Origin of the sequence: Cupriavidus sp. USMAA2-4, from assembly GCF_001854305.1 — a bacterium.
GTDB lineage: Bacteria > Pseudomonadota > Gammaproteobacteria > Burkholderiales > Burkholderiaceae > Cupriavidus > Cupriavidus malaysiensis.
This window is the reverse complement of sequence record NZ_CP017749.1, coordinates 450,754-476,116: the sequence shown is the minus strand read 5'-3', so window position 1 is coordinate 476,116 and position 25,363 is coordinate 450,754. Positions and strand designations below refer to the sequence as shown.

General features: G+C 71.2%; 21 protein-coding genes. 11 read left to right on the top strand and 10 right to left on the bottom strand.

Features of this window, described 5'->3' with window-relative positions; translation table 11 throughout:
* Nucleotides 1-212: 212 nt before the first annotated feature.
* Nucleotides 213-1,100, top strand: coding sequence for an isocitrate lyase/PEP mutase family protein (locus BKK79_RS22210; protein WP_071018630.1), 888 nt, complete (start codon nt 213-215; stop codon nt 1,098-1,100).
* Between the two features lie 75 nt (nt 1,101-1,175).
* Complete coding sequence (locus tag BKK79_RS22205; protein ID WP_071018632.1) at nt 1,176-2,612, top strand: MFS transporter; 1,437 nt, start codon at nt 1,176-1,178, stop codon at nt 2,610-2,612.
* Nucleotides 2,613-2,676: 64 nt separating this feature from the next.
* Here the strand turns inward: BKK79_RS22205 and BKK79_RS22200 are convergent, their stop codons facing one another.
* The 3 genes from BKK79_RS22200 to BKK79_RS22190 form a co-directional block, all read right to left on the bottom strand.
* Nucleotides 2,677-4,011, bottom strand: a complete 1,335-nt coding sequence (locus BKK79_RS22200) for a sensor histidine kinase (protein ID WP_071038808.1) — start codon at nt 4,009-4,011, stop codon at nt 2,677-2,679.
* Nucleotides 4,012-4,175: 164 nt separating this feature from the next.
* Nucleotides 4,176-5,474 (bottom strand): alpha-hydroxyketone-type quorum-sensing autoinducer synthase, encoded by a 1,299-nt coding sequence (cqsA, locus tag BKK79_RS22195; RefSeq protein ID WP_071038807.1) that lies wholly within the window; start codon nt 5,472-5,474, stop codon nt 4,176-4,178.
* A gap of 295 nt (nt 5,475-5,769) precedes the next feature.
* Nucleotides 5,770-6,225: an Lrp/AsnC family transcriptional regulator gene (locus BKK79_RS22190; protein ID WP_071018637.1), complete on the bottom strand. Its 456-nt coding sequence runs from the start codon at nt 6,223-6,225 to the stop codon at nt 5,770-5,772.
* A gap of 90 nt (nt 6,226-6,315) precedes the next feature.
* Here BKK79_RS22190 and BKK79_RS22185 point away from each other — a divergent pair, with 90 nt between their 5' ends.
* Complete coding sequence (locus BKK79_RS22185) at nt 6,316-6,951, top strand: LysE family transporter (protein WP_198173388.1); 636 nt, start codon at nt 6,316-6,318, stop codon at nt 6,949-6,951.
* 53 nt (nt 6,952-7,004) lie between these two features.
* Here the strand turns inward: BKK79_RS22185 and BKK79_RS22180 are convergent, their stop codons facing one another.
* Nucleotides 7,005-7,292 carry a nicotinamide mononucleotide transporter gene (locus tag BKK79_RS22180; protein ID WP_071018639.1) on the bottom strand — a complete coding sequence of 96 codons (288 nt, stop codon included), beginning with the start codon at nt 7,290-7,292 and terminating at the stop codon, nt 7,005-7,007.
* A 201-nt stretch (nt 7,293-7,493) separates the two neighbouring features.
* On the opposite strand from BKK79_RS22180, the gene BKK79_RS22175 reads away from it, so the two are divergent.
* The gene (locus BKK79_RS22175; RefSeq protein WP_071018641.1) at nt 7,494-7,718 is read left to right on the top strand and encodes a ParD-like family protein; all 225 of its coding nucleotides are present in this window, start codon (nt 7,494-7,496) and stop codon (nt 7,716-7,718) included.
* The gene (gene map / locus BKK79_RS22170; protein WP_071018643.1) at nt 7,718-8,548 is read left to right on the top strand and encodes a type I methionyl aminopeptidase; all 831 of its coding nucleotides are present in this window, start codon (nt 7,718-7,720) and stop codon (nt 8,546-8,548) included. Before BKK79_RS22175 ends, map begins: the two co-directional genes overlap by 1 nt.
* A gap of 18 nt (nt 8,549-8,566) precedes the next feature.
* On the opposite strand, the gene BKK79_RS22165 is transcribed toward map, so the two are convergent.
* Both BKK79_RS22165 and BKK79_RS22160 read right to left on the bottom strand, forming a co-directional pair.
* A complete protein-coding gene (locus BKK79_RS22165) occupies nt 8,567-9,943 on the bottom strand; it encodes an ATP-binding protein (protein ID WP_071040293.1) in 1,377 nt (458 codons plus the stop codon).
* A gap of 40 nt (nt 9,944-9,983) precedes the next feature.
* Complete coding sequence (locus BKK79_RS22160; protein WP_071038806.1) at nt 9,984-10,718, bottom strand: response regulator transcription factor; 735 nt, start codon at nt 10,716-10,718, stop codon at nt 9,984-9,986.
* A 209-nt stretch (nt 10,719-10,927) separates the two neighbouring features.
* Between BKK79_RS22160 and BKK79_RS22155 the strand changes: the two genes are divergently transcribed.
* The 6 genes from BKK79_RS22155 to BKK79_RS22130 are packed head-to-tail and all read left to right on the top strand — an operon-like array spanning nt 10,928 to nt 21,649.
* Entirely contained in the window at nt 10,928-12,298 is a 1,371-nt protein-coding gene (locus tag BKK79_RS22155; RefSeq protein ID WP_084085052.1) for an efflux RND transporter periplasmic adaptor subunit, read from the top strand.
* A 3-nt stretch (nt 12,299-12,301) separates the two neighbouring features.
* Nucleotides 12,302-15,457 (top strand): efflux RND transporter permease subunit, encoded by a 3,156-nt coding sequence (locus tag BKK79_RS22150; RefSeq protein WP_071038805.1) that lies wholly within the window; start codon nt 12,302-12,304, stop codon nt 15,455-15,457.
* Entirely contained in the window at nt 15,454-16,953 is a 1,500-nt protein-coding gene (locus BKK79_RS22145; RefSeq protein ID WP_232346429.1) for an efflux transporter outer membrane subunit, read from the top strand. Before BKK79_RS22150 ends, BKK79_RS22145 begins: the two co-directional genes overlap by 4 nt.
* A gap of 5 nt (nt 16,954-16,958) precedes the next feature.
* Nucleotides 16,959-18,200, top strand: coding sequence for an efflux RND transporter periplasmic adaptor subunit (locus BKK79_RS22140; RefSeq protein ID WP_071018649.1), 1,242 nt, complete (start codon nt 16,959-16,961; stop codon nt 18,198-18,200).
* A 13-nt stretch (nt 18,201-18,213) separates the two neighbouring features.
* Nucleotides 18,214-20,190 (top strand): MacB family efflux pump subunit, encoded by a 1,977-nt coding sequence (locus BKK79_RS22135; protein ID WP_071038804.1) that lies wholly within the window; start codon nt 18,214-18,216, stop codon nt 20,188-20,190.
* Nucleotides 20,191-20,194: 4 nt separating this feature from the next.
* Nucleotides 20,195-21,649 carry an efflux transporter outer membrane subunit gene (locus tag BKK79_RS22130; protein WP_232346428.1) on the top strand — a complete coding sequence of 485 codons (1,455 nt, stop codon included), beginning with the start codon at nt 20,195-20,197 and terminating at the stop codon, nt 21,647-21,649.
* Between the two features lie 70 nt (nt 21,650-21,719).
* On the opposite strand, the gene BKK79_RS22125 is transcribed toward BKK79_RS22130, so the two are convergent.
* The 4 genes from BKK79_RS22125 to pstS form a co-directional block, all read right to left on the bottom strand.
* Entirely contained in the window at nt 21,720-22,028 is a 309-nt protein-coding gene (locus BKK79_RS22125; RefSeq protein ID WP_071038802.1) for an H-NS histone family protein, read from the bottom strand.
* A gap of 711 nt (nt 22,029-22,739) precedes the next feature.
* Entirely contained in the window at nt 22,740-23,183 is a 444-nt protein-coding gene (locus BKK79_RS22120) for a BLUF domain-containing protein (protein ID WP_071038801.1), read from the bottom strand.
* An 11-nt stretch (nt 23,184-23,194) separates the two neighbouring features.
* Nucleotides 23,195-23,920 (bottom strand): GTP cyclohydrolase I, encoded by a 726-nt coding sequence (folE, locus tag BKK79_RS22115; RefSeq protein WP_071022283.1) that lies wholly within the window; start codon nt 23,918-23,920, stop codon nt 23,195-23,197.
* A gap of 133 nt (nt 23,921-24,053) precedes the next feature.
* Nucleotides 24,054-25,130 (bottom strand): phosphate ABC transporter substrate-binding protein PstS, encoded by a 1,077-nt coding sequence (gene pstS, locus BKK79_RS22110; protein WP_071038800.1) that lies wholly within the window; start codon nt 25,128-25,130, stop codon nt 24,054-24,056.
* Nucleotides 25,131-25,363: the final 233 nt, after the last annotated feature.

The following is a 25,363-nucleotide window of genomic DNA, read 5'->3' as shown; positions in this document are numbered from 1 at the left end:
TGGGAGCCGGAGCGTTCCAGGCTGGAACGTTCCAGCTTGCGTTTCTTGAAACGGTGGAACATTCTGCCATGAGGCGCCGTTGCGCGTACGCCGCCCGCGCGGCGCGCAAGTCCTTGATTTGACTGGCCTGCCGGGGGCCGCGGCGCGTGGCCGGGCCGACTGGCACGATTCTCGCAAAACGCGGGCTTCTTCCCTCCACAGGAATTTCCATCATGTCTTCGTCTTCCGCCCAACGCCGTGCCGCTTTCCGCGCCAAGGTCGCCGAGCGCCGTGGCCTGCTGGTGCCCGGCGCCTTCAATGCGCTCAGTGCGCGCGTGATCGCCGACGCCGGCTTCGAGGCGCTCTACCTGACCGGCGCCGGTGTCACCAATATGTCGCTCGGCCTGCCCGACCTCGGCTTCATCGGCCTGGCGGAGATCGCCGAGCACACCGCGCGCGTGCGCGACGCGGTCGCGCTGCCGCTGATCGTCGATGCCGACACCGGTTTCGGCAACGCGCTCAACGTGCGCCACACGGTGCGCACGCTGGAACGCAGCGGCGCCGACGCGATCCAGTTCGAGGACCAGGTGATGCCGAAGAAGTGCGGCCACTTCGCCGGCAAGGAGGTGATCGGCGCCGGCGAGATGGTCGGCAAGATCCGCGCCGCGGTCGACGCGCGCGAGGATGCCAACCTGCAGATCATCGCGCGCACCGACGCCGCCGCGGTGCACGGCATCGAGGACGCCATCGAGCGCGGCCACCGCTTCCTGGAGGCGGGCGCGGACATCCTGTTCATCGAGGCCACCGAGTCGCTGGCCGACATCGAACGCCTGCCGGGGCTGTTCACCGCGCCGCAGCTGATCAATATCGTCATCGGCGGCAAGACACCGGTGCAGTCGCGCGAGGCGCTGGCCAAGCTGGGCTACGGCATCGTGCTGTACGCCAACGCGGCGCTGCAGGGCGCGGTGCTGGGCATGCAGCGCGCGCTCGGCCAGCTCGCCGCGCAGGGCCGCCTGGACGAGGATCCTGCGCTGGTGATCCCCTTCGGCGAGCGCCAGCGCCTGGTCGACAAGCCGCTGTACGACCGCCTCGACCGCCTCTACGCAGAGGGCGGCGCATGACGGCGCGCGGCGCCCGGCATCAGGCGCGGCAACCGGCGCGGCACCCGGCGCGGCACCCGGCGCGGGAGAGCGGGCATGGCTGAGAGGAGCGCAGGGCGCGGCGGCGCCGTCAGCGGCTGGCTGCCCTATATCGTGGCGGCCACCTTCTTCATGGAGTACCTCGACACCACGGTGATCGCCACCGCGCTGCCGCAGATGGCGCACTCCTTCGGCGTCGGCCCCAACAGCCTCAGCCTGGGCATGACCGCCTACATGCTGGCGCTGGCCACCTTCATCCCGGCCAGCGGCTGGGTGGCCGACCGCTGCGGTTCGCGCACCGTGTTCTTCAGCGCGGTGGTGATCTTCACCGTGGCCTCGGTGCTGTGCGGGCTGTCGCAGGACGTGGTGCAGTTCACCGCGGCGCGCGTGCTGCAGGGCCTGGGCGGGGCGATGATGGTGCCGGTGGGGCGGATGATCGTGGTGCGCAGCACCGACAAGAGCGGCCTGATGCGCGCCATCTCCACCATCACCTGGCCGGCTATCGTGGCACCCGTGGTGGGGCCGCCGGTGGGCGGTTTCATCACCACCTACGCGTCGTGGCGCTGGATCTTCCTGCTCAACGTGCCGTTCGGCCTGGCGGTGCTGGTGGCGGTGGCCATGCTGGTGCCCAACCTGCGCGGCAGCGAGCGCCGCCCGCTCGACGTGGCCGGGCTGGTGCTCAGCGGCGCAGCGCTGACCGCGGTGCTGTACGGTGCCGAGCTGGCCAGCCAGCCGGGTGCCGGCGTGTGGGTGGCGGCCGGCTGCGTGCTGGGCGGCCTGCTGCTGGGCTGGGTCGCCTATCGCCACGCGGCGCGCCATCCGCATCCGCTCATCGACGTCTCCACCTTGAAGATCCCCACCTTCTCGGTGACGGTGGTGACCGGCTCGCTGACGCGCATCGGCATCGGCGCGGTGCCCTACCTGATGCCGCTGCTGTTCCAGATCGGCTTCGGCCTGTCGGCCTTCCAGTCGGGCCTGCTGCTGCTGGCCAGCGCGCTCGGCAACCTGGGCATGAAGGCACTGACCACGCGCATCCTGCGGCGCTGGGGCTTCCGCCTGGTCTCGATCGTCGACGTGGCGGTGGCCGGTGTCTTCACCATCGCCTGCGGCATGCTGACGCCGCAGACGCCGCTGGCCTGGGTGCTGATCGTGGTCTTCGTCTACGGCGTGGCGCGCTCGATGCAGTTCTCGACGCTGGCCACGCTGGCCTATGCCGACGTGCCGCCGGCGCAGACCAGCGCCGCCAGCACCTTGTGGAGCGCGGCGGCGCAGATGACGATCGGGCTGGGCATCGCCTATGGCGCGGTGTCGCTGCGCGCGGCGGCGCTGATCCACGGCGAGGAGGCGGGGCGCGCCTTCACGCTGGCCGACTTCCGCCTGGCCTTCCTCTTCGCCGGCGTGCTGACACTGGTGTCGATGTGGGGCTACTGGCGCATGGCGCCCGATGCCGGGCAGAGCGTCGGCGGCGGCACGCACCGGCGCGGCACGGCCTGAGGCGTGCCCGGTGCCGCCGCGCGCGCTGGCGCGGCGGCACCCGCCATGCCAAGGTGCCGGCGCCTCAATGGTGCAGGCCGACCAGCAGTTCGGCGCGCAGCTCCGGGCGCGGAAAGCGGATGCGGAACTCGGTGTACTCGTGCTCCACCGAGTCGCAGGAGATGGACGCGCCCCAGCTGCGCAGCACGTTGCGGCAGAAGGCCAGGCCGATGCCGGTGCCGCGGTGGGCCGGGTAGGAGAAGAAGGGCTGGAACATCTGCTTGAGCACGTGCGGCGGCACGCCCGTGGCGGTGTCGCGGAACACCACTTCGATGCTGTCGCCGGTGATGGCGCAGCACACGTGGATCTCGCCCTTGCCGGCGCGCCGGATGGCTTCGAGCGCGTTCTTGGTCAGGTTGGTGATGACCAGTTCGAACAGCTGCGCATTGCCCAGTACCTGCATGGGCTCGCAGCCCTCGATGCGGACCAGGCGGGCGTGGCCCGGCTCGAAGGGAAAGCGCGCGATGGCCTCGTGGATCGCCGTGCCCGGGTCGAACAGGGCCTTGGTGGCGGCGAGCGGGTCCTTGGAATTGGCCACCAGCAGCTCGATGCTGTTGTGCACGTGGGCGAGGTCGGCGCGCATGCGCTCGGCCGCCTCCAGCAGGACCGGCAGCTGCGGGTCGGTGGCGGGCAGGACGCGCGGCAGCCGCGCGCGGATGCCGTCGACCGTCATGGCCAGGCTGGTCAGCGGCGTGCGCAGCTCGTGCGCCACCGTGGCCAGTGCCGCCGCCATGCCGCGCTGCTTCTGCTCGACCAGCACCTGGCGGTCGATCTTGATGACGAACAGCACGGCGATCACGAAGGCCAGGATGGGCAGCTGCAGCAGCACCGCGTCCCATGGGATGCTGGCCATGGAGTTGCCGCCCAGCAGGAACACCGCCACCGCGGCGGCGGTGCCGCTCAGCAGGGAGATGGTGGCGAAGGCGGTACTGAAGTGGTACAGGATCACCACCGCGATCAGCACCGATTCCGCCCAGGCCAGCGCGCCGGCGTTCTCCAGGTAGAAGAAGACGAAGGCGAAGGGCAGGCCGACCGTGATGGCGAACAGGGCGTAGGGCGAGAGCCAGCCGTGCCGCGACAGGCGCGAAGCGAACAGCAGCGGAATGAACAGGGCGGTGCACAGCAGCCGCAGCCCGAGGTTTTCGTAGCGCTGCGGGAAGACATGGCTCCAGATCCAGTAGTAGAGCGGATGGCCGACGACACCCAGCATCCCCACCAGCTGGATGCGGCGCAGCCGCGCCACGCTCTCCTCGTCGAGCAGCGCCGCGCGCGCGGCCGTATCGAACACGGCCTGCCAGGCCCGCGCGAAGCGCCCGGTCCAGGCCCCGCCGCTGTGCTTGCGCTGATGCGTCTTGTTCATCCTGTGTGCCGATTTTCCCGTATGGCAGCGCATCGTTCCGTCTTGCTGCCTTGTCACATTGTGACCGTACAGTGACCGTTCTATGACGATCTTGGTTCTGCCGCATGACCGCATGACCGCATGACCGCATGACCGAGCGCCGGCCGGCACGGCCGCCCGCGCCGTCAGGCAGCGAGCGATTGCGCCGGCGGCTGCGTGCCAGGCATGCCCGGCACGGCGCGGCGGGCGCGCCGCGTCGACGACCATTGGTCGAGCCGCACCTCGTCGCGGATCTCGGCCAGCACACCGAGCAGGCGCTCGATTTCCGCGGCCGTCAGTTTGGCATGCAGGGTAAGGCGCATCAATGCCCGATTCCTGGGGGTTGCGGGAGCGCAGAAGACCGAGCCGAAAATACCGCGAGCCTGCAGCGCGTCGCGCAGCCGCATGACCTGGGGTTCCGAGCCGGCCTCGAGCCCGATGATCTGTTCGCTGCCGTCGCTGATGTTGTAGCCGAGCGCGGCGATGGCGTCGCGCGTGCTGCGCGTGATCGCGTGCAGGCGGGCGCGCCGCTCGTCGGCGGCGGCGATGAAGTCGGCGGCGGCTTCGAACCAGGCGATCTCGTGCCGCAGCAGGCCGGAGCTGAAGATGGCCGGCCGCGCCTCGACCGCGAAGAAGTCCTTGAACTGCGGCGAGCAGGCGATGAAGCCGGCCCGTCCGCCGAAGGCCTTGGCCAGCGAGGCGGTACGGAAATGCACCCGCGCGCCCAGTCCGAGCGCGGCCACCAGGCCCGCGCCGCCCGGTCCGTGCGTGCCGAGCGAGTGTGATTCGTCCACCACCAGCACCGATCCGCTGGCCTGGGCGACATCGGCCAGCCCGGCCAGCGGCGCGACGGCGCCGGTGGTGCTGTACACGGAGTCGGCCAGGATCACGCCCGGCCCCAGGCGTTCCACCTGGCGCCGCAGGTGGTCGACGTCATTGTGGCGGATCGGCACCGCCTGGGCACCGGCCGCGGTGATGCCTTCCCATAGCGAGGCATGGCCATTCATATCGATGTAGACCGGGATGCCCGGGCCGGCGATGCACTGCACCAGGCCGACGTTGGCGGCCCAGCCGGACTGGGCGATCAGTCCGTCCTCGGCCTGCATCAGCGCTGCCAGGCGACGTTCGGCGCGGCGTTGCGGCGTGTCGCCGTGCTGGAACACGGTCGACATCAGCAGTTCGCGCTCGCCGCGCAGCAGCGTGCGCGCCTGGGCCCGCACCAGCGCCCGCTCGCCGAGCAGGCAGAGATAGTCGTTGCTGTTCAGGTAGAGGGCGTCGGCGCCGGGCACGCGGCCGTGCAGCAGGTGGTCGCCACCCCAGAGCCGGCCCAGCCGGTCGTCGAAATGCCGTCGCATGCGTGCCTGGATCCACTCCGGCAGAGGGGGGGTGTCGCGCGCCGGGGCGGGCTTGCGCAGGGAGATGATGTTCGCGGCTTGGGCGTTCATGGACCGTTCCTCGGTTCGGAGTGGACTGCGGAAACTACCGGCCGGGCGCCGGGCCGCGCGGCTGCCGCCGCCACGGATGCGTCCGGGGACGTGGTGATGCACCGCTTCCGCGCGGGAGGCGGCAGGGCAGGGCCGTTCCTTCGCCGCGCCGGCCGGCGGTGGGCGTGGCAGCGGCGCGCAAGGCGGCAGGGCCGCAATCCTGGTCCCGCTCAGCGCGGAGGTCCGGGAGTGCGGGGCGCGTGCGGTCGGGCCGCGTGCCCGCCCGCTCCCGGGCAGGGTCGCCGCCATGGCACGGTCAGGGCCTTTGCAGGCCGCGCCGGGGCAGCGGCTCTGACATGACGATCGAAGTGCGTGTCTCGCCATAGCCGTTGATGGTGCCGATGAATTGTTCCAATTCGGCGATGTCGGCCGCCACCACGCGCAGCAGGTAGGAGTCGGCCCCCGTGACGTGCAGGCATTCGAGCACCTGCGGCGAGCGGCCGAGCAGGTCGAGCAGCTTGCGCTTTTGGGGTTGCGGAGCTGTGATGCCGATCACCGCCTGGATGCCGTAGCCGGCAGCGGCAGGCGAGATGTCGGCGTGGTAGCCGCGGATGATGCCGGCCTCCTCGAGCTTGCGCACGCGCTCGGCCGCCGCCGGGATCGACAGGCCGGCGGCCGCCGCGGCGGTTTTCAACGGGCAGCGCGCGTCGGCCTGCAGGACGCCCAGCAGGCGCCAGGACTTGTCATCGATTTCGGGCTGTTTCGGCTTCATGGCGGATCGCCGGAAAAAATTCAGGCCAAACCGTAGTTTTGCCTAAAAATGGCGATTCATGTTGAAAGTGGCGTTCGCTAGACTGGCCGCATGGACATGACGAACCCGATATTGTTTGCCAAGGCCGCGCTGATCGGCCTGTCGATCGCCGCGCCGGTCGGCCCGATCGGCCTGCTCTGCATCCAGCGGACCTTGGAGCAGGGGCCGCGGGCCGGCCTGGCGGCCGGCCTTGGCGCGGCCAGTGCGGATGCGCTCTATGGCGCGCTGGGGGCCTGGGGCGTGAGCGCGCTGATCGCGCTGCTGTCCGGCGCGCGCGTGGCGCTGGGCCTGGGCGGCGCCCTGTTCCTGCTATGGCTGGCGTGGGGAACCTGGCGAGGAGGCGCCGGCGCGGGCGGTGCGGTGGCGCGGCCGGGGCGTGGGCGGCCCCTGGGGATTTTTGCGGCCACCTTCGCGCTGACGCTGGCCAATCCGGCCACCATCCTTTCCTTCGTGGCCATCTTCTCGACGCTGGCCGCCGCCGTCGGTGCAGCCTCGCCCGCGTGGATGGTGGCCGGGGTGTTCGCCGGCTCGGCGGCCTGGTGGCTGGTGCTGGTGGCGTGCGTGGCGCGGCTGCGCCACGCGGTCAGCCCGGCCCGGATGCGCTGGATCCGGCGCGGTTCGGCGCTGGTGCTGGGCGGCTTCGCGGCGCTCCAGCTGGTGATGCTGGCGCGCGGCCTGGCCGGCTGACCGGCTGCTGACCGGCTGGCCGGCCAAGGTGGCCCGCGCCGGCCCGCGCCGGATCATGCCGGCTGCTTGCCGGCGTCCAGGTCGCGGTGGTACTGCGTGTGACGGTACAAGCCGTACAGGCTGGTGGCGGTGAAGCCGAGCTGCTGGACGAACAGCCCGTAGGTGCCGGTGACCAGTGCGAAGGCGCTCCAGACCAGGTTGGAACACAGATAGGAGATCCAGCCCCAGCGCGAGGCCTTGTTGTGCAGCGCGACCAGCAGCGAACCGCTCATGGCCAGCGCGCAGCCGGACCACTCGAGCCCGTTGAGCAGATTGGGAAAGACTTGCTGGGCAAGCTCCATGGTGACTGTCTCCTGGATTATTTTGTGTTCATATTTTGCATACAAAATTGCATGCAATCGGCCGCGACTTTAGCGCGGAACGGTGCCGCGACGCAAGCGCCACCGGTGATGAGGAGGGGCGGGGCGCGCGGATGCTGTGGCGCCGGAGGCGCTGTGCTGCTAATATACGAAACGTTATAAATCGTATATACCCAACCTGCCATGGGCATCGTCAAGATCTCGGACGCCATGCACGCGTCCCTGCGCCAGGCCAGCGGCGCACTGAGCCGTTCCGTCAACGCCCAGGCGGAGCACTGGCTCCGCATCGGCATGCTGGCCGAACTCAATCCGACCCTGAGCTATGCCGAGATCTGCCGCATGCTGGTCGAGGCGGAAGCCGAGGGCGGCACCGCGGCGGACGGCGCCGGCGAAGCGAGGGCGGCGTGATGGTGCGTTCCGCGCGGGTTCCTCTCCATCCCCCCTCCGCCGTTGCCATGGCACGCCGGGCCGGCGGGCTCGCGGCCCAGGTGCTGGCAGCCGTCGCGCCGCGGGTCAAGGCGGGCGCGACGACCGACGACCTGGACCGTTTCTGCCACGACTACATCGTCGAGGTCCTGCAGGCCCGGCCCGCCAATGTCGGCTACCACGGCTATCCGAAGACCTTGTGCGCCTCGGTCAACCACGTGGTCTGCCACGGCATTCCCTCCGGGCAGGTGCTGAAGGACGGCGATATCGTCAACCTCGACATCGCCATCGAGAAGGACGGCTGGTACGGCGACACCAGCCGCATGTTCATCGTGGGCCAGCCAAGCGCGCTGGCGCAGCGCCTGGTCCGCACCACGCTGGAGGCGATGATGGCCGGCATCGAGGCGGTGCGCCCGGGCGCGACCCTGGGCGACATCGGCCATGCGATCCAGTCGGTGGCGCGGCGCGAGGGTTTCGGCGTGGTGCGCGAATACTGCGGCCACGGCATCGGGCGGATCTACCACGACGAGCCCCAGGTGCTGCACTACGGCCGTCCCGGCACCGGCCTGCGGCTTTCTCCCGGCATGATCTTCACCATCGAGCCGATGCTCAACGCCGGCCGGGCAGAGACGCAGCAGTTATCCGACGGCTGGACGGTAGTGACGCGGGACCGTTCCCTGTCCGCCCAGTGGGAGCATATGGTGGTGGTGACGCGGGACGGCTACGAGATCCTGACACCGTGGCCCGACGCGGTCGAAGCGGGCCCGGCGGCGCAGCCGCCCGGTGACCTGTCCCTGCCGGCAGCGGGCTGAGCGCGCCGCGCATGCCTGCTAAGCGGCCTCGTCGCACATCGGCACGCGGATGGTCACGGCCAGGCCGCCGCCGCTGCGGTTGGCGGCTTGCATGGTGCCGCCATGGGCCGCCACCGCGCGGCTGGCGATGGCCAGGCCCAGGCCGAAGCCTTCGCGCTGCCCGTCGTGCGCCTGCACGAAGGGCTCGAACATCGTCTTGAGCGCCTCCGGCGGCACGCCCGGCCCGCGGTCGCTGACCGTGATGGCGTAGGTCTGCGTGGCGGCATCGCGTGTGAAGCGGACCTCCACCGGCACGCCTTCGGCGCTCACATGCAGCGCATTGCGTACCACGTTCTCGATGGCCCGGCGCAGCAGTTCCGGGTTGCCGCGCATCAGCGCGGCGGGCGCCTCGCCGGTGCCGCCCAGCGCGGCGCCGCTTTCCAGCAGGATCGCCTTGCCGCTCGCGGAGCCCTCGAAGCCGGCATCCTCGACCACGGCGGCGCACAGCGCGCGCGGATCGAAATAGGCGTCCAGCTCCAGGCTGCCGTGCTCGATGCGCGACAGGGTCAGCAGCTCGCCGACCAGGGTGTTCAGGCGTTCGGCCTCGCGCTCGATGCGTGCCAGCGCGCCGGCGGTCCTGGCGGGATCCTGCCGCGCCAGGTCGACCGCTACGTGCAGGCGCGCCAGCGGCGAGCGCAGTTCGTGCGAAACGTTGTGCAGCAGGCGCTCGCGTTCGGCGATCAGGCCCTGGATGCGCTCGGCCATCTGGTCGAAGTCGCGCGCGAGATCGGCCACCTCGTCGCGGCGGCTGCCCACTGCGGGCGCCGCGCGCTCACCCAGGTCGCCGGCGGCGAAACGGTCGAAGGCGCGGCTCAGGCGCCGGATCGGCGAGGTCAGGTACCACGCCAGCAGGGCGCTGAAGGCCAGGCTGCCGAGCAGGCAGGAGATCAGCAGCTCGGGCGGCGGGCCGGGGTCGCCCTCGTAGGGCAGGCCCTCGACGGTCTCGCGGTACTGCAGCCGGTAGCGCCGTCCGTCGGGCGCGGCGGCGCGGATGGTGGCTTGCGGGGCCAGCAGTTCGCCGCGTTCCACCGTGACCGCGCCGGGCGCGGGCGGCGACGGGGCCTGCGCCGGAGTCTCCGACGGGGCTGGCGTCTCGTCTTCCTGCACCGAGAAATGGCGGCGCTGGTCAGGGTCAAGCGTGGCCAGCCAGCGCGATAGCGCATCCGTGCCGCCCAGGGACAGCGTGGTGGCCGCGCTGCGCACCACGGCTTCGCTGGTGCGCGCGGCCAGCGCACCGAGCGCGGCATCCTGCGGCGGGTGCGCGCGCTGCAGCGTGAACCACAGGCCGGTGCCGCCGGCGACGGCGACCAGCGTCAGCCAGAAGCCGAGCAGGATCTTCCAGAACAAGCGTCCCATGGGCATGTGCGCTCCGCGCGGGTCGTGGACGGGCGGCCGCTCAGGCCACCGGCCGGGATTCGAGCCGGTAGCCGAAACCCCACACCGTGGCGATCAGGTGGTCGGGGCCGCCGGCCGCCGCCAGCTTCTGCCGCAGCTTGCCGATGTGCACGTCGACGCTGCGGTCGTAGGCTTCGCGCGCGCGGCCCAGGATGCGCTCGGAGAGCTCGTCCTTGGAGATGGCGCGGTCGACGTTGCGCAGCAGGTATTCGAGCAGGTTGAACTCGGTCACGGTCAGTTCCAGCAAGGTGTCGGCGAAGCGGGCGATGCGCTGCGCCGGCTGCAGGACCACGCCGGCCGCCGCCAGCTGGTCCGCCGGCCCCGTGCCCTGGCCCGGCCCGCCCTGTCCCTGTCCCGTTCCCGGCATGCCGCCGCCGTGCTGCGTGCGGCGCAGCACGGCACGCAGCCGCGCCACCAGCTCGCGCGGATAGCAGGGTTTGGGCAGGTAGTCGTCCGCGCCCAGTTCCAGGCCCACCACGCGGTCCACGTCGCTGCCCTTGGCGGTGAGCATGAGCACGGGCACGGCGGCGCGCTGGCGGATCGCGCGCAGCACGTCGATGCCGCTCATGCGCGGCAGCATGATGTCGAGCACCACGGCGTCGTAGGCGCCGCTCACGGCGGCCTCGGTGCCGGCTTCGCCGTTGCCGCATACCGTGACCTCGAAGCCTTCGGCTCCCAGGTATTCGGCCAGCATGGCACACAGTTCGGCGTCGTCGTCGATGAGCAGGATCTTCACATTCGGGTCTCGTCAGGGGGCCGTTCATATGGCCCCCATGCGGCGCCATTATGGGTGGCGGCCCGGGCGCCGGCAATGCGCCGTGACCTGCCGTCACCCGCCTTTACACCTTCTTTACACCTTGCTTGCCGGCTGCTTACCCCTGCGACGGCGCGCTCTCGGGACAATCTGGCCATGGCGCACGATCGCGCGCAGACCGGAGTCAAGGCATGATATTCCCGTCCGGGCCGGGTGGCCGGCGCGGCACCCGCGAGCCCTCGCATCGCGGCCCAGCATTCCTCGTCGGGCACCGCCCCGAAGTGCTTCCCCAATCCCTGCCGCAGCGCGGGCACCCGCGCCGTACCGGGGGGCTGGCCGTGGCCCTGTGCCTGGCCGCCGCGCTGGCCGCCTGCGGCCGCCAGGCGCCACCGCCACAGGCCGCCGCCGTGCCCGAGGTCAGCGTGGTGACCGTGCGCGCGGCGCCGGCCGCCGTGACCAGCGAGCTGCCGGGCCGCGTGTCCGCCGTGCAGAGCGCCGAGGTGCGGCCGCAGATCAGCGGCATCGTGCGCCAGCGCCGCTTCACCGAGGGCGCCATGGTCAAGGCGGGCGACGTGCTGTACGAGATCGACGATGCGACCTACCGTACCGCTGTCGACAACGCCAGCGGCACGCTGACCCAGGCCGAGGCCACGCTGGCCACCGCCCAGGCCAAGGCCGAGCGCTATGCCGGCCTGCTCAAGATCCAGGGCGTGAGCCGCCAGGACTACGACGACGCGGTGGCCAGCGCCAAGTCGGCCGCCGGCGCCGTGGTGTCGGACCGCGCCGCGCTGCGCAGCGCCCGCATCGACCTGGAGCGCACCCGCATCCAGGCGCCGATCTCGGGGCGCATCGGCAAGTCGAGCGTGACCGCCGGCGCACTGGTGACCGCCAGCCAGGACAGCGCGCTGGCCACCATCAACGACCTCTCGGCCGTCTACGTCGACGTGACGCAGTCGAGCGCCGAGCTGCTGCGCCTCAAGAAGGAACTGGCCGCCGGCAGGCTGCGCCAGGCCGGCGATGGCGCCGAGGTCCGGCTGCGCCTGGAAGATGGCAGCCTCTACCCGCACGCGGGCCGGCTGGCCTTCACCGACGTCACGGTCTCCGAGACCACCGGCACCGTGACGCTGCGCGCCACCTTTCCCAATCCTGACGGCCTGCTGCTGCCGAACATGTACGTGCGCGCGCTGCTGCAGGAGGGGGTGGACGAGCAGGCCATCAAGGTGCCGCAGCTCGCGCTGGCGCGCGATGCCAAGGGCAATGCCTCGGTCAAGGTGGTCGACGCCGGCGGGCGCGTCGCGACCCGCGCCGTCACGGTGCGCGGTAACGCCGGGGCCGCCGGTAACGCCGGCAACGACGCGCTGGTCGCCGGCGGCCTCGCCAGCGGCGACAAGGTGCTGGTCGACAGCCTGCAGACGGTGCGCGACGGCATGCAGGTGAAGGCGGTGGAAGCCGCCGCCGCTGCCCCCGCTATCGCCGCTGACCCCGTCCGCCAGGACGCCGCGTCCGTGCCCTCCGCCAGCCCGGCCGCCGGCGCGGCCGCCACCGTCACCGCGGCGAGGTAAGCGATGGCCAGCTTCTTCATCGACCGTCCGGTCTTCGCCTGGGTCATCGCCCTGGTGATCGCGCTCGCCGGCGCGCTTTCGATCACCACCCTGCCGGTGGCGCAGTATCCCGACATCGCGCCTCCCTCCGTCTCGATCTCCGCCACCTATGCCGGCGCCTCCGCCAAGACCATCGAGGACAGCGTCACCCAGGTGATCGAGCAGAAGATGAAGGGCATCGACAACCTGCGCTACATGGCCTCGACCAGCGACTCGGCGGGCAATGCCAGGATCACGCTGACCTTCAATGCCGGCACCAACCCCGACATCGCCCAGGTGCAGGTGCAGAACAAGCTGCAGCTGGCCGAGCCGCTGCTGCCCACCGCGGTGCGCCAGCAGGGCGTGACGGTGACCAAGGCTTCGTCGAGCTTCCTGCTGATCGCCGGTTTTGTCTCCCGTACCGGCAAGCTCGGCCAGGCCGACCTCTCCGACTTCGTCGCCGCCCACGTGCAGGACCCGATCGCGCGCGTCGACGGCGTGGGCGACGTGCAGCTGTTCGGCGCGCAGTACGCCATGCGCATCTGGCTCGACCCGGCCAGGCTGCAGCAGTACGCGCTGGAGCCCGCCGACGTGACCAGCGCGCTGCAGGCGCAGAACACCCAGGTCTCGGCCGGCTCGGTGGGCGCCGCGCCGGCGCTGGCCGGCCAGCAGGTGCAGGCCACGGTGACGGCGCAGAGCCGGCTGCAGACCCCCGGGCAGTTCCGCCGCATCCTGCTGAAGACCAATAGCGACGGCTCGGAGGTGCGGCTGGCTGATGTGGCGCGCGTGGAGATCGGCAGCGAGAGCTATGACTCCGTGTCGCGCTTCAACGGCAAGCCGGCCACCGGGCTGGCCGTCAAGCTGGCCACCGGCGCCAACGCGCTGAAGACCGCCAACGCGGTCAAGGCGCGGCTGGCGCAGCTCGAGCTGCCCGCCGACGTCGAGGTCGTCTATCCCTACGACACCACGCCCTTCGTCAAGATCTCGATCGAGGAGGTGATCAAGACCCTGGCCGAGGCCATCGTGCTGGTGTTCCTGGTGATGTACCTGTTCCTGCAGAACCTGCGCGCCACCCTGATCCCGACCATCGCCGTGCCGGTGGTGCTGCTGGGTACCTTCGGCGTGCTGGCGGCACTGGGCTTCTCCATCAACACGCTGACCATGTTCGGCATGGTGCTGGCGATCGGCCTGCTGGTGGACGATGCCATCGTGGTGGTGGAGAACGTCGAGCGGGTGATGACCGAGGAAGGCCTGTCGCCGCGCGAGGCCACACGCCGCTCGATGCCGCAGATCACCGGCGCGCTGGTCGGCATCGCCCTGGTGCTGGCCGCGGTATTCGTGCCGATGGCCTTCTTCGGCGGCTCGACCGGGGTGATCTACCGCCAGTTCTCCGTGACCATGGTGTCCGCCATGGCGCTGTCGGTGCTGGTGGCGCTGGTGCTGACGCCGGCGCTGTGCGCCACGCTGCTGCGCGCGCCGGCGCCGCACGCGGGCGGGCACGGTGGCGGTGACGGCGCGGGCGGCGGCTTCTTCGGCTGGTTCAACCGCGCCTTCTCGCGCGGTGCCGCCGGCTACCAGGGCGGCGTGCGCCGCGTGCTGACGCGCCCGCGCCGCTGGCTGGCCGTGTTCGCCGTGCTGGGCGCGGTGATGGTGGCGGCGCTGCTGCACCTGCCGACTTCCTTCCTGCCCGACGAGGACCAGGGCATCATCATGACCTCGGTGCAGCTCCCGGCCGGCGCCACCCAGGCGCGCAGCGTGGCGGCGCTCGAGCAGGTGGAGCGCTACTACCTGCAGCACGAGGCGGGCGCGGTCGAGTCGGTGTTCGGCGTGGCCGGCTTCAGCTTCGCCGGCAGCGGCGAGAACGTCGCCATGGCCTTCGTCAAGCTCAAGGACTGGAGCGCGCGCGGCGCCGGGCAGGGCGCGGCGGAGGTGGCGGCGCGCGCCAACCGCGCCTTTGCCGGCCTGCGCGACGCGCGCGTGTTCGCCATGATGCCGCCGGCGGTGCAGGGCCTGGGCAATGCCAGCGGCTTCGACCTGGAACTGCAGGACAGCGGCGGCCTCGGCCACGACAAGCTGGTGGCCGCGCGCGACGCGCTGCTGGCCGCCGCGGCCAAGGAGCCGGCGCTGGCCGGCGTGCGGGCCAACGGCCTCGACGATACGCCGCAGGTGCAGCTGTCGGTCGACTTCGCCAAGGCGGGCGCGCTGGGCGTTGCGGTGGCCGACGTCAACGATGTGCTGTCGACGGCCTGGGGCGGCGCCTACGTCAACGATTTCCTGCACGAGGGCCGCGTCAAGAAGGTCTACCTGCAGGGCGAGCCGTCCAGCCGCATGCAGCCCGCGGACATCGCCCAATGGTATGTGCGCAACAGCAGCGGCGGGATGGTGCCGTTCTCGGCCTTCGCCACGGCCGCCTGGACCTATGGCGCGCCCAGGCTGGAGCGCTACAACGGCCTGTCGTCGATCGAGATCGTCGGCAGCGCCGCGCCCGGGTACGCCAGCGGCGATGCCATGGCGGCACTGGAGCGCCTGGTCAAGCAGCTGCCCGCCGGCATCGGTGCCGAATGGACCGGCCTGTCCTACGAGGAGCGGCTGTCCGGCTCGCAGGCGCCGGCCCTGTACGCGGTATCCGTGCTGGTGGTCTTCCTGTGCCTGGCCGCGCTGTACGAGAGCTGGTCGATCCCGTTCTCGGTGATGCTGGTGGTGCCGCTGGGCGTGCTCGGCGCGCTGCTGGCGGCCACCCTGCGCGGACTCTCCAACGATGTCTATTTCCAGGTCGGCCTGCTCACCACCATCGGCCTGACGGCGAAGAACGCGATCCTCATCGTCGAGTTCGCCAAGGCCCGCCACGAAGCCGGCGAGGCGCTGCTGCCCGCCACGCTGGCGGCGGCGCGCATGCGCCTGCGCCCCATCCTGATGACCTCGCTGGCCTTCATCCTGGGCGTGGTGCCGCTGGCTGTCAGCCATGGTGCCGGCTCGGCCAGCCAGCACGCCATCGGCACCGGCGTCATCGGCGGCATGGCGGCCGCCACCGTGCTGGGGATCGTCTACGCCCCGCTGTTCTACACCCTCGTCGCCGGCTGGCTGGGGCGGCGGCGCGAGCGCGCCGCCACGGCCCAGGCGGCAGCGCGGATCGGATCATGACCATGCCCATGCCCATGCCCACCAAGACCATCGAGCGAATCGTGCCCGCCGCGGCCGTCGTGCCCGTGGCGCCGGGGTACCGCCGCCACGCCGCGGCCGCGCTGGCCGCCGCGCTCCTGGCGCTGGCCGGCTGCACCACGCTGGCGCCGGCGTACCAGCAGCCCGAGAGCGCCGTGCCGTCGACGTTCCCAGCCGCCGCGGCCACCGCCACCGCCGCGCAGCAGCGCCTGATGCCGGCCGAGACGCCCTGGCAGGACTACTTCACCGACGCCAGGCTGCGCAAGCTGATCGCCATCGCGCTGGAGAACAACCGCGACCTGCGTGTCGCGGTGCTCCAAATCGAGAAGGCCCGCGCCGCCTACCGCATCCAGCGCGCCGCGCTGCTGCCGACCCTGTCGGCGGGCGGCAGCGGCACCGCCACGCGCACGCCGGCCGGCCTGTCGTCGAGCGGTGCCGCCACGGTTTCGCACGAGTACACCGCCACGCTGGGCACCTCCAGCTACGAGCTGGACCTGTTCGGCCGCGTGCGCAGCCTGAAGGACGCGGCGCTGGCCAGCTACCTGAACACGGAAGCGGCGCGCCGCGCGGCCCAGATCACGCTGGTGGCCAATGTCGCCAGCGCCTACCTGGCCTGGGCCTCCGACCGCGCGCTGGAGCGGCTGGCACAGGGCACGCTGGCCAGCCAGCAGGCTTCCTACGAGATCACGCGCGGCAGCGCCGCGCTGGGCACGGCTTCGGCCGTGGATGTGAAGCAGGCCGAGCAGTCGGTCGCTGCGGCCCAGGGCGACGTCGCCAGGTATGCCGCCCAGGTGGCGCAGGACGAGAACGCGCTGGCGCTGCTGCTGGGCGTGCCGGTGCCGGTGGAACTGGCGCCGCCGGCCGGCGTGGAAGCGGTGACGGCGGTCGCGGCGGGCAAGGAGATCGATGCCGGGCTGCCTTCCACGGTCCTGCTGGCGCGTCCCGACGTGGTGGAGGCGGAGCAGACCCTGCGCGGGGCCGATGCCGACATCGGTGCCGCGCGCGCCGCGCTGTTTCCCACCATCACGCTGACCGCGGCCGGCGGCACCGCCAGCGCCGGCCTGTCGAGCCTGTTCAAGGCGGGCACCGGCTACTGGAGCTTCGCGCCCAGCGTCAACCTGCCCATCTTCGACGGCGGCGCGCTGCGCGCCTCGCTGGAATCGGCCAAGGTGGCGCAGCGCATCGCCGTGGCGCAGTACCAGAAAGCGGTGCAGAACGCCTTCAAGGAGGTGGCCGACGCGCTCGCCGTGCGCGCCACCATGGCCGACCGGCGCACGGCGCAGCAGCGCCTGGTGGCGTCGGCGCAGGCGGCCTATGAGCTGTCGCTGGCGCGCTACCGCGCCGGCGTCGAGTCCTACACCACGGTGCTGACGTCGCAGCGCAGCTGGTACAGCGCGCAGCAGGACGACATCTCGCTGCAACTGGCGTGGCAGGACAACCTGGTCACGCTTTACCAGGTCCTGGGTGGTGGCGCATGAGACGGATGCCGAAGATCCTGGCGCAGCCGCGCTGGCGCTGGCCGGCGGCGGCCGGCGCGGTGCTGCTGCTCGCCGGCGCGGCGTTCGCCTGGCGCGGCCGCCCGCAGCCGCCGGCCTACCTGAGCGCCGCCGCGGTACGCGCCGACATCGAGGACACCGTGCTCGCCAGCGGCATCATCAAGGCGGCGCGGCAGGTCTACGTGGGCGCGCAGGTGTCAGGCCAGATCAAGACGCTCGCGGTGTCGGTGGGCCAGCAGGTCAAGCGCGGCGAACTGCTGGCGGAGATCGATTCGCTGACGCAGCAGAACACCCTGAAGAACGCCCGCGCGGCGCTGCGCGACGTGCAGGCGCAGCGCGCCGCCAAGGCAGCGCTGCTCCAGCAGTACGAGCTGGCCTTCGCGCGGCAGGAAGTCATGCTGTCGCAGGATGCGGGCAGCCGGGCCGACTACGACAGCGCCAGGGCCCTGCTGGACAGCACGCGCGCGGGCATCGCCTCGCTCGACGCCCAGATCGAGCAGGCCCGCATCGCCGTCGACACGGCCACGGTGAACCTCGGCTACACGCGCATCGTGGCGCCGATGGACGGCACCGTGGTGGCAGTGCCGGTGCAGGCCGGCCAGACCGTCAACGCGGCGCAGTCGGCGCCGACCCTGGTCACGCTGGCCGACCTCGGCACCATGACCGTGATGGCCGAGATCTCCGAGGCGGACGTGCTGCGGGTCAAGCCCGGCATGCCGGTTTCGTTCACCGTGCTGGGCGAGCCCGACCAGCCCTACCGCACGCGGCTGGCCTCGATCGAGCCGGGCCCGGAATCGATGTCGAGCACCAGTACCGCCACCAGTAGCAGCAGCGCGTCGACGTCGACCGGTTCGAGTTCGTCGAGCAGCAGTACTTCCAGCTCGGCGATCTACTACTACGGCCAGTTCGACGTGCCCAACCCGCAGGGCAAGCTGCGCATCTCGATGACCGCGCAGGTGGCGGTCACGGTGGCGGCGCACCGCGGCGCGCTGACCGTGCCGGCGGCCGCCCTGGGCGCGCGCGGCGACGACGGCCGCTACCGGCTGCGCGTGCTCGGCGCCGACGGCCGGCCACGGCCGCGCTGGGTGCGGGTCGGCATCAACAACCATGTCAGCGCCGAGATCCTCGGCGGCCTGGCGGATGGCGAGCGGGTGGTGGTGGGCGACCCGGCCGCGGCGCAGTCGTCCTCCCGCGGGGGGCCGATGGGCCCGCCGCCGATGGGCATGTGAGGGCGGGGACGGCATGCACACGGCAGAACCATTGCTGGCCCTGCGCGGCGTCTCGCGCAGCTTTCCCGCGGGCGAGGACAGCGTCACGGTGCTGCGCGACGTCGACCTGGACATCGGCGCGGGCGAGATGGTGGCCATCGTCGGCCCGTCCGGCTCGGGCAAGTCGACCCTGATGAACCTGCTGGGCTGCCTGGACCAGCCCAGCACGGGCAGCTACCGCATCGCCGGGCAGGACACGCGTACCTTGGACGACGACCAGCTGGCGCGGCTGCGGCGCGAGCATTTCGGCTTCGTGTTCCAGCGCTACCACCTGCTGGGCGACCTCGACGCACAGGACAACGTCGCCATGCCGGCGGTCTATGCCGGCACGCCGCCGGCCGCGCGCGCCGCGCGCGCACGCGCCTTGCTGGAGCGGCTGGGCTTGCCGCACCGCATCGGCTACCGGCCGGCGCAGCTGTCCGGCGGCCAGCAGCAGCGCGTGTCGATCGCGCGTGCGCTGATGAACGGCGGCCAGGTCATCCTGGCGGACGAGCCGACCGGCGCGCTGGACTCGGCCAGCGGCGAGGAGGTGCTGGGCATCCTGGAAGCGCTCAACGCCGCCGGCCACACCGTGATCCTGGTCACCCACGACATGCAGGTGGCGGCACACGCGCGGCGCGTGGTGGAGATCAGCGACGGGCGCATCGTGGCCGACCGGCGCGCTGCGCCGCCGGCCGCGGCGGCGCCGGCGCGGATCGAGGCCGGCGCCGCGGCCCTGCCTGCGGCCGGCGCGGGCCGGCATGGCGCCGCGGCATGGCCGCGCCTGGCGGAGGCCGGGCGCATGGCCGCCATCGCCATGCGCGCGCACAAGCTGCGCACACTGCTGACCATGCTGGGCATCATCATCGGCATCGCCTCGGTGATGTCGGTGGTGGCGCTGGGCGAAGGCTCGCGCCAGCGCATCCTGCAGGACATCAGCGCCATCGGCACCAATACCATCGAGGTCTATCCGGGCGCCGGCTTCGGCGACGAGCGTGCCGCGCGCGTGCAGACGCTCAATACGCGCGATGCCGACGCGCTGGCCGGCCAGCCCTTCGTCGCCAGCGTGTCGCCGGGCGTCAGCGCCTCGCGCTCGGTGCGCTACCGCAACGTGTCGGCCACCGCCAGCATCGCGGGTGTCGGCGCCGGCTATGCGGACGTGCGCGGACTGACGCTGGCGGCCGGGCGCTGGTTCGGCGAGGACGCGGTGGGGCTGCGGGCGCAGCAGGCGGTGATCGACGACAACACGCGCAAGGCCTTTTTCGCCAGTGCGCAGCAGGCCGTCGGCAAGATCCTGGTGCTGGGCAACGTGCCCTGCCGGGTGGTGGGCGTGACCGCCCCCAAGCAGAGCACCTTCGGCGGCAACGACAGCCTGACGGTGTGGATTCCCTACACCACGGCGATGACGCGCCTGCTGGGACAGAACTACCTGAAATCGATCACGGTGCGCGTGGCCGACGACGTGCCCACCGCGGCGGCACAGGCCGCCATCGAGAACCTGCTGCAGCGCCGCCACGGACGCAGCGATTTCTACGTCAACAATATGGACACCATCCGCCAGACCATCGAATCCACTTCCGCCACCATGACGCTGCTGATCTCCCTGATCGCGGTGATCTCGCTGCTGGTCGGCGGCATCGGCGTGATGAACATCATGCTGGTGTCGGTCACCGAGCGCACGCGCGAGATCGGCGTGCGCATGGCGGTGGGCGCGCGCCCGGGCGACATCCGCGTGCAGTTCCTGCTGGAGGCCGCGCTGGTGTGCCTGACCGGCGGCATCGGCGGGGTGCTGCTGGCCGGACTGGGCCGGCTGGCCTTCACGGTCTTCGCCGATGGCTTTCCCATGGTGTTCTCGGCGGCGGCGGTCAGCGGCGCCTTGCTGTGCTCGACCGCCATCGGCGTGCTGTTCGGCTTCCTGCCCGCGCGCAATGCGGCGCGCATGAAGCCGATCGATGCGCTGGCGCGGGAGTAAGGCCATGACGCATCGTCTGTCTGCCGCACTTCGCCGCCGGGCCGGCGCGGCATGGATGCTGGCGACCCTGGCCGCCGCGCTGGGCGGTTGCGGCGGGCTGGTCAATCCACCCTACCAGGAGCCGGCGCTGGCGGTTCCGGGGAGCTGGCGGCAGGAGGCGGCGGGCGCCGCGCGCGGGGCCGCCGAGAACGGTGGCGAGGGGGGCGGCGGGGGCGCCGCCAGGGTCGCGCCGGCCGCCGAAGGCGACGGCTGGTGGCGGCGCTTCGGCGATGCCGGCCTGGACCGGCTGATCGAACAGGTGCTGGCGCGCAACGGCGATCTCGCCGCCGCCGCCATCAGCGTGCACGCCGCCCAGCTGCAGGCCCGGCTGACCCACACCGGCGAGCTGCCGACACTGGCCGCCGAATACGATGGCGCGCACGCGCGCGGGCTCGCCCGCGGCGGCAGTGCCACGTCGCACGCGCTGACCGGCACCGTCAGCTACGAAGCCGACCTGTGGGGCAAGCTGGCCCAGCTGACCGACGCCGCGCGCTGGGAGGCGCTCGCCACGCAGCAGGACCTGGCCAGCACGCGCCTGTCGCTGATCGGCACCACCGCCAACCTGTACTGGAAGCTGGCCTACCTGGCGCAGCGCATCGCCAGCGAGCAGGACAGCGTGGCCTACCTGGAGCGGGTGCTGGAACTGGTGCGGGTGCAGCGTGCGGCCGGCGCCGCCTCGCCACTGGAAATGCTGGAAGCCGAGCAGAGCCTGGAATCGGAACGTGCCACCTTGTCGCAGCTGCAGGCGCAGCAGGCCGCAGCGCGGCTGTCGCTGGCCGCGCTGCTGGCCGATCCCGCGGCGGACCTGGTGTCGGCGCCGCCGCCCCTGTTCTCGCTGCGGGCGCCGGCCATCGACGCGGGCGTGCCGGCCGGGGTGCTGGCGCGGCGGCCGGACCTGCGCGCGGCGGAGCTGCGCCTGCGCGAGCAGTTCGCCAATGTCAACGCCACCCGCGCCAGCTACTATCCGACGCTGGCGCTGACCGGCACGCTGGGCACCTCCAGCACGGCACTGGTGGACCTGCTCAAGAATCCGATCGGCACGCTCGGCGCGAGCCTGGCCCTGCCGCTGCTCAACTGGCGCCAGCGCGACCTCAGCATCCAGTCCAGCCAGGCCAGCTACGACAAGGCGGCCGTGTCGTTCCGGCAGACGCTGTATGTGGCGCTCACGGATGTCGAAACCGCCTTGTCGGCCCGCACCCGCTACCTGCAGCAGGGCGAGCAGCAGCAACGGGCGCTGGCCGCCGCGCGTGCGGCAGAACGGGTCTACGCGGTGCGCTACCGCGCCGGCCAGGTGTCGCTGCGGGCCTGGCTGGAGGCGCAGGAAAGCGCGCGCGCGGCGGAACGGACGCTGGCCGAGAACCGCTACAACCAGCTCACCGCGGCGGTGACGCTGTTCCAGGCACTGGGGGGAGATGTTTAAGCAGAATGCATTGACCTGCCCCGGCCTGGCCGGGGCAGGTCGCCCGGGATGCCCGGGACGCCGCGGGCGATTACTCGGCGTCCTGGATCAGGAAGCGGGCGCGGTTCTTGCCGAGCCAGGCCGGCGCGCGGCCGCGGCCCGACCAGGTGGCACCGGTCTTGGGGTCGCGGTACTTCGGCGGCAGCGGTTCGCTGTGCCGGGTCTTGCTGCCCGCCGGCCGGCCCCGTTTGCGGGGAGCCAGGTCGTCCACCGACAAGTCATATTCCGCCATCAGCGCGCGGATCTGCTCGATGACGCCGGCAATCTCGTTGGCCCGGACTTCCGCGAGTTTTTCTTCCAATGCTTTCTTTTCCGCCAGCAACTGCTTGTAAGTGGCCATTGTCGTTATCCTTGAAGGGGGGCGCATAGAAATAATCAAACACTTTCCATCATATGGCATTCTCATTGGGAAGGGCAAATCGAATTGTTGAATTACACCAAATCGGCCGGCCTGCGCGAGGTATCCGCCAGCCATTGCGGCGCTCAGGATGTATTCTCTTGCAGTGATTTCCAGTGCCCGGGTGATTTCCCTTTTCTTTTTTCCTTTAATGGCCCTGATCGTTCGCCGTCCCTGCGCTGCATGGGCGGCGCATATACGGCGCATATGCAGCGCACCTGTGGCACACATGTGGTGCACATGTGGCGGGCGCGCGTGGCGGCCTGCGGATAGCGCCTGGCTTGCGCCGCAGTGAGGCCGGGCGAAGCGCCTTCGCCCAATTCCCGCACATGCATGGCGCTGCCGGCAAGGCGATTTAAACGCTGCGAATACCGCAAGCGCGGCTGCAGCAAAAAGGGAGGCTGGCAATCCGATTGGGAATAATCCGGGACGGTAGGCAAGCGTATTTGACCGCATCCGGCAAAGCCGTGGTTTCCGCCGTTCCCATTGCGCCGCGCTTGACGCCGGGTTTGCGAGCGGGCGAGCGGCTGCCGATGCCAGGGCAGGGCGCTTTTCCATTGCCTGCCTGTTTCGGCCGCCGCGCGGCCGGCGTGCCGCCGGCACAGGGCGAGGGAAGCCGCGTGGCAGGGGCCTGGCCCGGGACCGGCGGGGCGGCTAGCTGCGCCCGCGCTCCGGATTGCGCGCCACCAGCGAGGCCCCGGCGATCAGCTCCTTGAGCAGGGCCAGCGAGGCCGCGCCGCTGGTGCGGTAGGGGTCGAGCTCGCCGTGCGTGGAGTATTTCAGCATGGTGGCCGGATTGACCTTGGCCGCATTGACACGGACCATGGACCAGCCGGGGAAGTCGCGCTGGACGATTTCCTCGAACTGCAGCAGCACCACCTCATGGTGGCGCGCATCGCGCGAGATTGCCTGGTACAGCGCATTGACTTCCTCGCGGTCGCCTTCCAGCGCCTGCAGGAAGACGCCGTTGCCGTGGCACAGCACGCCGGTGATGCCGTGGCGCGGGTTGTATTCCACGCTGGTGGCGAGGATGTCGTCGATCGCGGCGGGCGCCAGCGGCTGGCGGGCGCGGCTTGCGTACAGCAGGCGGACGAGCATGGCGGCCTCCGTCAGCTACGGTTCAGGCTCAGCAGGGTCAGGAATTCGCGGCGCAGGCTGTCGTCCTTGAGGAAGCAGCCGCGCATCACGCTGTTGGTCATCTTGGCGTCGGTGTCGCGCACGCCGCGCCAGTGCATGCAGAAATGCTCGGCCTCCATCACGATGGCGAGGCCGTCCGGATTCATCTTTTCCTGCAGCAGGTCGGCGAGCTGGGCCACGGCTTCCTCCTGGATCTGCGGCCGCAGCATGACCCATTCGGCCAGGCGCGCGTACTTGGACAGGCCGATCAGGTTGGAGTGCTGGTTCGGCATCACGCCGATCCACAGCTTGCCGATGATGGGACACAGGTGGTGCGAGCAGGCGCTGCGCACACGCATCGGGCCCACGATCATCAGTTCGTTGAGCTGTTCGACGTTGGGAAATTCGGTGACATTGGGCGCGCCGACGTAGCGGCCGCCGAAGACCTCGCGCAGGTACATCTTGGCCACCCGCCGCGCCGTCTCGCGCGTGTTGTGGTCGCGCTCGACGTCGATCACCAGGCTGCGCAGCACGTCCTCCATGCGCGCCTGCACTTCCTCCTGCAGCGCCTCGAATTCGCCGGGCTCCAGGTAGGCGGCGATATTGTCGTTGGCGTGGAAGCGCTGGCGCGCCGCTTGCAGCCGGGCGCGGATCTGCTCCGACACCGGCGGGCCGTCGGCCTGGTCCGGACGGGGCGGGACCGGGTGCTGCTTGCTCATGTCGTTCGCGTCCTGGAAAGTGGCGGCGAAGCCGGATGCCATGCCTTACGCCACTATATGGCACGCACCGGGGGGCGACAAGCAAGCGGCGGCAAGGGAGGACAAGCGGTGTCCGCGCGCCGCGGCGGCGCTTTCAGCGCGCGCCGGCCGCCGGCCCGCCCATGCTTTGCAGGCCGATGGCGTTGCCGGCGCGGTCGGTGACGCCGGCGAGTTCGCGGTAGGCGCTCGCCTGCACCCGCTCGGGCAGCGGCACGAAGCGGGCCTGGCGCGCCAGCTCGTCGCCGTGCAGGTAGCCCCAGGCGAGGAAGCGCAGCGCCGCCAGCGTGCGCGGGCCGTCACGGCTGACCGCCGGCACGGCGATGAAGGTGCCCATGGTGATCGGCCAGGTATCGTGCCCCCCGCGGTTGACCAGGGGACTGGCGAAATCGCCCTTGCGGTTCCAGTCGCTGTTGAGCACGGCCTGGCGGAAGGCGTTGACGCCGGCGGCGACGAACTGGCCGGAGGCATTGCGCAGCAGCACGGCGTTCAGGCCGGCCTCCAGCACATAGTTGTAGTCGACGTAGCCGATGGCCCCGCTGGTGCCCTGTACCGCGTGCACCACTTCGCCGCTGCCCTTGGCCGGCAGGAAGCCGGCCGGCCAGGCCACCGTCGAGCGCGCGCCGAAACGCGCTTTCCAGTCGGGGCTGACCTCGCTCAGGTAGCTGGTGAAGTGGAATGTCGTGCCCGAAGCGTCGGTGCGGGCCACCGGGCGGATCTTCAGGCGCGGCAGCGCCAGGCCGGGATTGAGCGCGCGGATCTCCGCCGCGTCCCAGGACTCGATCTGCCCGAGGTAGATCGCGGCCAGCGCCTCGCCGCTCAGGTGTAACTGGCCGGCGGGTACGCCGGGCAGGTTGACCACCGGCACTGCGGCCGTCACCACCGTGGGCACCAGCACCAGTCCTTGGCGCCGGGCCTCGTCCGGGGCCAGCGGCACGTCCGAGGCGCCGAAATCCACTTCGCCGGCGCGGATACGCCGCATGCCTTCGCCCGACCCCACGGCGTCATAGGCGACGGCGCTGCCGGAGGCGGCGCGGAAACTGTCGGCCCAGACGCGGTAGACGGGGGCGGCGGCGGTCGAACCGGCGCCGCGGATCTGGGCCTGGGCTGCGGCGCCGCAGCAGGCCAGCAGCACAAAGGTGGTAAGGAGGGCGCGAAGGCGGGGCGGGAACATGAAGGCGGAGCGGTGCGTGCGATGGAGCCGGCGCCAGGCCTGGCGCCGAAAGCCTAGAGGAAAGCACGTCTTGGCACAGGCTCTTGTGAATTCTTTGTGACAGTACTCAAGCCGCCACAAAAGGGCACCGTTATGCAGACATAATGCTCAACCGGGGCGTTCCTGGCCCCGACGACGCCTATCTCGCCAACGACAAGCTTGCGCCCCGAGGCGGCGAACCTGTGAGGACGGGC

Bases quoted from the DNA above. Each gene is read 5' to 3' on its own strand.
- BKK79_RS22185 (WP_198173388.1), top strand. From the start codon at position 6,316: ATGGACATGACGAACCCGATATTGTTTGCCAAGGCCGCGCTGATCGGC.
- folE (WP_071022283.1), bottom strand. From the start codon at position 23,920: ATGAGCAAGCAGCACCCGGTCCCGCCCCGTCCGGACCAGGCCGACGGC.
- BKK79_RS22140 (WP_071018649.1), top strand. From the start codon at position 16,959: ATGCCGAAGATCCTGGCGCAGCCGCGCTGGCGCTGGCCGGCGGCGGCC.
- BKK79_RS22145 (WP_232346429.1), top strand. From the start codon at position 15,454: ATGACCATGCCCATGCCCATGCCCACCAAGACCATCGAGCGAATCGTG.
- BKK79_RS22210 (WP_071018630.1), top strand. From the start codon at position 213: ATGTCTTCGTCTTCCGCCCAACGCCGTGCCGCTTTCCGCGCCAAGGTC.
- BKK79_RS22175 (WP_071018641.1), top strand. From the start codon at position 7,494: ATGGGCATCGTCAAGATCTCGGACGCCATGCACGCGTCCCTGCGCCAG.
- BKK79_RS22155 (WP_084085052.1), top strand. From the start codon at position 10,928: ATGATATTCCCGTCCGGGCCGGGTGGCCGGCGCGGCACCCGCGAGCCC.
- BKK79_RS22135 (WP_071038804.1), top strand. From the start codon at position 18,214: ATGCACACGGCAGAACCATTGCTGGCCCTGCGCGGCGTCTCGCGCAGC.
- BKK79_RS22130 (WP_232346428.1), top strand. From the start codon at position 20,195: ATGACGCATCGTCTGTCTGCCGCACTTCGCCGCCGGGCCGGCGCGGCA.
- BKK79_RS22150 (WP_071038805.1), top strand. From the start codon at position 12,302: ATGGCCAGCTTCTTCATCGACCGTCCGGTCTTCGCCTGGGTCATCGCC.
- BKK79_RS22180 (WP_071018639.1), bottom strand. From the start codon at position 7,292: ATGGAGCTTGCCCAGCAAGTCTTTCCCAATCTGCTCAACGGGCTCGAG.
- BKK79_RS22200 (WP_071038808.1), bottom strand. From the start codon at position 4,011: ATGAACAAGACGCATCAGCGCAAGCACAGCGGCGGGGCCTGGACCGGG.
- BKK79_RS22125 (WP_071038802.1), bottom strand. From the start codon at position 22,028: ATGGCCACTTACAAGCAGTTGCTGGCGGAAAAGAAAGCATTGGAAGAA.
- map (WP_071018643.1), top strand. From the start codon at position 7,718: ATGGTGCGTTCCGCGCGGGTTCCTCTCCATCCCCCCTCCGCCGTTGCC.
- BKK79_RS22190 (WP_071018637.1), bottom strand. From the start codon at position 6,225: ATGAAGCCGAAACAGCCCGAAATCGATGACAAGTCCTGGCGCCTGCTG.
- BKK79_RS22205 (WP_071018632.1), top strand. From the start codon at position 1,176: ATGGCTGAGAGGAGCGCAGGGCGCGGCGGCGCCGTCAGCGGCTGGCTG.
- cqsA (WP_071038807.1), bottom strand. From the start codon at position 5,474: ATGAACGCCCAAGCCGCGAACATCATCTCCCTGCGCAAGCCCGCCCCG.
- pstS (WP_071038800.1), bottom strand. From the start codon at position 25,130: ATGTTCCCGCCCCGCCTTCGCGCCCTCCTTACCACCTTTGTGCTGCTG.
- BKK79_RS22120 (WP_071038801.1), bottom strand. From the start codon at position 23,183: ATGCTCGTCCGCCTGCTGTACGCAAGCCGCGCCCGCCAGCCGCTGGCG.
- BKK79_RS22165 (WP_071040293.1), bottom strand. From the start codon at position 9,943: ATGGGACGCTTGTTCTGGAAGATCCTGCTCGGCTTCTGGCTGACGCTG.